Consider the following 6,125-nt stretch of genomic DNA (forward strand, 5'->3'; position numbering starts at 1 on the left):
TAAAACCCCCGCCCCCATACCGCGCCGGGCCGCCCCCGTGCGGGGCGCGCGCCTCCCCCACTGCGGCGATCCCGACGGGACTTGAACCCGCGACCTCCACCTTGACAGGGTGGCGAGCTAACCAACTGCTCCACGGGACCAGAGTTTTCTGATCTCGTTCACTCGCTTGCCGCGCTGCGAACAAGACAGACTGTAGCCCATGGTGGGCCCCCAGGTCGAACTGGCACCTGAGGGCCCCCGAGGAGGCCGCCGCCCAGCTCAGAGCGTGGCCCTGGCAGCCTCCATCGCCTTGGTGATCCGCTTCTCCGACACCGGGCTCGGTGTGCCCAGCGACTGGGCGAAGAAGCTGACCCGCAACTCCTCGATCATCCAGCGGATCGCCAGCACCTCCGCGGACGGCTGCCGGCCGGCCGGCACCGCCGCCAGCAGCTCCCCGTACTCCCGCTGCACCTGCTGGACCTTCAGCAGCTGCTGGGCGTCCCGCTGCGGGTGGTTGGGCAGCGCCTCCAGCCGGCGGTCCACCGCCAGCAGGTAGCGCTTGAGGTCCGGCAGCCGCTGCCAGCCGGTGTCCGTGACGAAGCCCGGGTGCACCAGGGAGGCCAGGTGCAGCCGGATGTCGTTCACCGCGTTCAGCAGCACCGGGCTGCTCACCGACTTCAGCCGGGTCGAGGCCTTGTGGAAGGCGATCAGCGCGGTGGCCGTCTTCAGCGTGGTGTCCGCGGACAGGTCGTACAGGTCCGCCCGCACCTTGTCGTGCAGCGTGCCGAAGGCCGCCTCGTCCCAGGCCGGTCCGCCGGCCAGGGTCATCAGCCGGTCCGTCGCACAGGCCACCACGTCCTCGAAGAGGGCGTTCACCGAGCCGTGCGGGTTGTGCGAGAGCGCCAGCTTCGCCTGGTTGCCCAGCCGGCCCTGGATCGACTTGGCCGGGGAGGTGGTGGTCAGCATCAGCAGCCGGCGGGTGCCCGCCCACATCGACTGCGTCTGCGCCTGCGGGGTGTCGAACAGCTTCACGCCGACCGACTCCCCCTCGTCCACCAGGGCCGGGTAGGCGCGCAGCGAATGGCCGCGCGAGCGCTGCTCGAAGGTGCGCTGGAGCACGGGCAGGCCGCCCGGCCAGGCGGTCAGCCCGCCCTGCTCGATGCCCTGGCCGGAGGCCGCCGAGGACAGCGTCTCCTTGAGCTTCGGCTTGAGCCGCAGCCGCAGCTCCTCCAGGTCCTTGGACTCGGCGAGTTTGCGGCGGCCGTCCACCACCCGGAAGGTCACCTTGAGGTGGTCCGGCACCCGCTCGTCGTCCCAGGCCTCCGGCGGCACGGTGATGGCCGTCAGGCGCTTGAGGGCGTGCTCCAGGGACGGCAGCAACGGCTCCTGGCGGTCCTTCACCGCGCGCAGCGCCGCCTTCGCGAAGTCCGGCGCCGGCACGAAGTTGCGCCGGATCGCCTTCGGCAGCGACTTGATGTACGCGGTGACCAGCTCCGTCCGCAGGCCCGGGATCTGCCAGTCGAAGCCCTCCGCGGTGACCTGGTTGAGCACCGGCAGCGGGATGTGGACGGTCACGCCGTCCGCGTCGCTGCCCGGTTCGAACTGGTAGGTCAGCTGGAAGCGCAGCTTGCCCTGCTGCCAGTGGTCCGGGTAGTCGGCCTCCGTGACGCCGTCCGCGGAGTCGTTGATCAGCATCGACTTCTCGAAGTTGAGCAGGTCCGGCTGCTCGTGCCGGGCCGTCTTCCACCAGGAGTCGAAGTGCCGGGTGGAGACCACGTCCTCCGGCAGCCGGGCGTCGTAGAACTCGAACAGGGTCTGGTCGTCGACCAGGATGTCCCGGCGCCGGGCCCGGTTCTCCAGCTCCTCGACCTCGCCGAGCAGCTTGCGGTTCTCGGCGAAGAACCGGTGGTGGGTCTCCCAGTCGCCCTCGACCAGCGCGTTGCGGATGAACAGCTCGCGGCACAGCTCCGGGTCGATCCGCCCGTAGTTGACCTTGCGCTGGGCGACGACCGGCATCCCGTAGAGCGTCACCCGCTCGTACGCCAGGACGGCTCCGGCCTTCTTCTCCCAGTGCGGCTCGCTGTACGTCCGCTTGATCAGGTGGCCGGCCAGCGGCTCCACCCACTCCGGCTCGATCTTGGCGTTGATCCGCGCCCACAGCCGGGACGTCTCCACCAGCTCGGCCGACATCACCCAGCGCGGCGGCTTCTTGAACAGGCCCGAGCCCGGGAACACCGCGAACCGGGCGCCGCGCGCGCCGCCGTACTCGCGCTTCTCCACGTCGAACAGGCCGATGTGGGAGAGCAGGCCGGCCAGCAGCGACTGGTGGATCCGGTCGGCGTCCGGCTCGGCGTCCTCGTGCGGCTCCTCGATGGTGACGCCCAACTGCTTGGCGACCGTGCGCAGCTGGGTGTAGATGTCCTGCCACTCCCGTATCCGCAGGTAGTTGAGGAACTCCGCCTTGCACATCCGGCGGAAGGCCGAGGAGGACAGCTCGCGCTGCTGCTCCCGGACGTAGCGCCACATCGCCAGGTAGGACAGGAAGTCGGAGGTCTCCGAGTTGAACCGGCGGTGCCGCTCGTCGGCGGCCTGGCGCTTCTCGGCGGGGCGCTCGCGCGGGTCCTGGATGGACAGCGCGGCGGCGATCACCATCACGTCGCGCACGCAGCCGTTCTTGTCGGCCTCCAGCACCATCCGGGCCATCCGCGGGTCCACCGGGAGCTGGGCCAGTTGGCGGCCGAGCGCGGTGAGGCGCTTGCGCGGGTCCTTCTCGTCCGGGTCCAGCGCGCCCAGCTCGTGCAGCAGGTGCACGCCGTCCTTGATGTTGCGGGAGTCCGGCGGGTCCAGGAACGGGAAGGCGGCGATGTCGCCGAGGCCCGCCGCCGTCATCTGCAGGATCACCGAGGCCAGGTTGGTGCGCAGGATCTCGGCGTCGGTGAACTCGGGGCGGGAGAGGAAGTCCTCCTCCGAGTACAGCCGGATGCAGATGCCGTCGGAGGTGCGGCCGCAGCGGCCCTTGCGCTGGTTGGCGCTGGCCTGGCTGACCGCCTCGATCGGCAGCCGCTGCACCTTGGTGCGGTGGCTGTAGCGGGAGATCCGGGCGGTGCCCGGGTCGATCACGTACTTGATGCCGGGGACGGTGAGGCTGGTCTCGGCGACGTTGGTGGCGAGGACGATCCGGCGGCTGCCGGAGCGCTGGAACACCCGGTGCTGCTCGGCCGAGCTCAGCCGGGCGTACAGCGGCAGGACCTCGGTGGACTTGAGTTTCAGCTTGTCCAGGGCGTCGGCGGTGTCGCGGATCTCGCGCTCGCCGGAGAGGAAGACCAGGATGTCGCCCGGGCCCTCGGCCTGGAGCTCCTGGGCCGCTTCGCAGATCGCCTGGATCTGGTCCCGGTCGCGGTCGGCGTCCGTCGCGTCGTCGTCCTCGTCCAGGTCGTCGACGAGCGGGCGGTACCGGACCTCCACCGGGTAGGTGCGGCCGGAGACCTCGACGATCGGGGCGTCGTTGAAGTGCCGGGCGAAGCGCTGCGGGTCGATGGTCGCGGAGGTGATCACGACCTTGAGGTCCGGTCGGCGCGGGAGCAGCTGCTTGACGTAGCCGAGGATGAAGTCGATGTTGAGGCTGCGCTCGTGCGCCTCGTCGATGATCAGGGTGTCGTACTGGAGCAGTTCGCGGTCGGTCTGGATCTCCGCGAGCAGGATGCCGTCCGTCATCAGCTTGACCAGGGTGTCCTGGCCGACCTGGTCGGTGAACCGGACCTTCCAGCCGACCGCCTCGCCCAGCGGGGTGCGCAGCTCCTCCGCGACCCGCTCGGCGACCGTACGGGCGGCGATCCGGCGCGGCTGGGTGTGGCCGACCAGACCGCGCACGCCGCGGCCCAGCTCCAGACAGATCTTCGGGATCTGGGTGGTCTTGCCGGAGCCGGTCTCACCCGCGACGATCACCACCTGGTGGTCCCGGATGGCCGCCAGGATCTCGTCCTTCTTCTGGCTGACCGGCAGCTCGGCGGGATAGCTGATCGGTGGGACGGCACCGCGGCGCTGCTCGACCAGCAGCTCGGCGCGGTCGATGTCGGCGGCGATCTGGGCGGCGACCTTCTGCCGGGCCTCGGGCTTGCGGACCCGACGGGCCTCCTCCAGTCGGCGCCCGATCCGCACCTGGTCGCGCAGGGTCAGCTCGGGCAGGCGGGCGGCCAGCTCACCGATACCGGGACCCTCGGCGGGTGCGGGGGCGGACTGGACTGCGGGAGAACTCACTGCGGGCATCCCTCTAGGTTCGCAAGGAGGTACGGCGGCGCGCACCTCGGTTTTCGAGCCTCTCCAGTGTCACAGCCACCGGCGGCCGAGCGCGAACGGCGGGCCCGGGTGCCGGTGGCGTCGGGCCGGACGGCTCCGGGCCGGGCCAGGCAACGGTTCGCGGCGGTTTCGGGCTCTGGGGGTTGAGGAGGTGCTCATGGGAGCCCAGAAGACCGCGAGGGACGAGGAGTTCCGCGCGTTCACCGGCAGCGCGTGGACGCGGCTGCTCAGGACGGCGTACCTGCTCGCGGGGGACAGGCACACCGCCGAGGACCTGGTCCAGCAGGCCCTGGAGCGGGCGTACGTCGCCTGGAGCCGGGTCCGGGCGGCCGACGACCCGCACGCCTACGTGCGCCGGATCCTGATCAACGAGCACGCCCGGCGGTTCCGCCGCCGAGCGGCCGAGGACCTGGTCACCGCCGTCCCCGACCGGGCCGCACCCGAGGGCCCCGACGGCTACGCGCGGCTGGACGAACGGGCGGCGCTGCTCACGGCCCTCGGCACACTGCCGCCCCGGCAGCGGCAGGCCGTCGTGCTGCGGTACTGGGAGGACCTCACCGAGACCCAGACCGCCGCGGCGATGGGCTGCTCGGTCGGGACGGTGAAGAGCCAGGCGGCCAGAGGCCTGGCCAAGCTGCGGGAGGCCTCCTCACTCAACGGGCTGGCGAGCATCGGAGGCGGAAGATGAGCAACGAGGGCAACGTGGGCGGCGAGGGCGCCATGGGCAACGTGGGCGGTGCGGGCGGCGAGGACACGGTCGGGGCGGGGGCCGGGGGCGCGGCCGGCGCCGAGGCCGCGGCGGCGCGCGTCCTGGGCGAGCTGGCCGGAAGCGTCGAGATCGGGGCCGTCCCGTACGACCGGCTGGTCGCCGGGGGGCGGCGCCGGCTGCGGCGCCGGCGGCTGCTGACCAGCGGGGCGGTGGCGGTGCTGGTCGCGGCGGCCGTCATCGGGGGGACGGCGCTCGGCGGGCTCGGGCGGGGGCGGGGGCCGGGCAACGCGGCCGACGCGGGGGCGGTGGTGGCGGACGCCTCGACCGTCACCGCCGCGGAGGCCGCCGGGGCCGCCGCGGGCACCGCGGGCACCACCGCGACACCGACCGCTCCCGCGCGGGATCCGTTCACCCCGGTCCGGGTCGTGGTCGGCCACGGCACCACGAACGGCAGGCAGTGGCAGGCGTGGGCCGCGTTCTGGCCGGCGGCCGCCACCAAGGAGGACGCCCTCCGACAGGCCCGGCTGATCTGGGAGGACCGGCACGCGGCCATCCCGCAACTGCCGGAGACCACCCGGGCGGACATCGACCGGAGCTGGCGCCCGGACGTGGACCTGGTGAACCTCTACGCCACCGTGGACGGGCAGCGCCAGGTCGACGACGCGATGCACGACACCCCCGCCCCGGGGGTGCCGGACGGGGCGATCATCGACCGGGCCACCTCCGGAGGAGGGACGATGCTCGGGTTCAAGGGCGGGGAGCTGGGCGCCTCACCGGTGGTGATCGCCGGGGTCCGGCCCCGGGTCGCGAAGATCGTGGTCACCTGGGACACCGGCGGCATCAGCGAGTCGGCGCCGGTCGCCCTCGGGGACTCCCCGACGCGCTGGTACGCGATCGCCAGGAAGCCGGGCGCCCAGGCCCGCACGTTCACGTACTACGCGGCGGACGGCTCCGTGCTGGGCACCGACGCCAGCTGGTTCCGCTCCTACTGAACCCGCCCGGCGTGCCGGTCTCGACGCCGCCCGCGCGACCGGCCCACCTCCCCCTCGGGGGGGGGGGGCCCGCCCCCCGGGGGGGGGGGGGGCACGATCCCGGGGGCGATGAGGCTCCAGCCGTCGAAGAAGCGGGTGAACTCGGGGAG

3 protein-coding genes and 1 tRNA gene are annotated in these 6,125 nt (G+C 72.5%); 2 read left to right on the forward strand and 2 right to left on the reverse strand.

Annotated features, from left to right (window positions below):
* Nucleotides 1-66: 66 nt before the first annotated feature.
* Both ACFVHI_RS03790 and hrpA read right to left on the reverse strand, forming a co-directional pair.
* Nucleotides 67-140: transfer RNA gene (locus tag ACFVHI_RS03790), tRNA-Asp, on the reverse strand.
* Between the two features lie 118 nt (nt 141-258).
* On the reverse strand, nt 259-4,245 hold the full coding sequence (gene hrpA, locus ACFVHI_RS03795) for an ATP-dependent RNA helicase HrpA (protein ID WP_380335445.1): 3,987 nt from the start codon (nt 4,243-4,245) through the stop codon (nt 259-261).
* Nucleotides 4,246-4,432: 187 nt separating this feature from the next.
* Between hrpA and ACFVHI_RS03800 the strand changes: the two genes are divergently transcribed.
* Nucleotides 4,433-4,963, forward strand: coding sequence for a SigE family RNA polymerase sigma factor (locus ACFVHI_RS03800; RefSeq protein ID WP_063348334.1), 531 nt, complete (start codon nt 4,433-4,435; stop codon nt 4,961-4,963).
* A complete protein-coding gene (locus ACFVHI_RS03805) occupies nt 4,960-5,976 on the forward strand; it encodes a hypothetical protein (RefSeq protein WP_380335448.1) in 1,017 nt (338 codons plus the stop codon). Before ACFVHI_RS03800 ends, ACFVHI_RS03805 begins: the two co-directional genes overlap by 4 nt.
* Nucleotides 5,977-6,125: the final 149 nt, after the last annotated feature.

The organism is Kitasatospora sp. NPDC127121 (assembly GCF_042677305.1).
In the GTDB taxonomy this organism is placed as follows: Bacteria; Actinomycetota; Actinomycetes; order Streptomycetales; family Streptomycetaceae; genus Kitasatospora.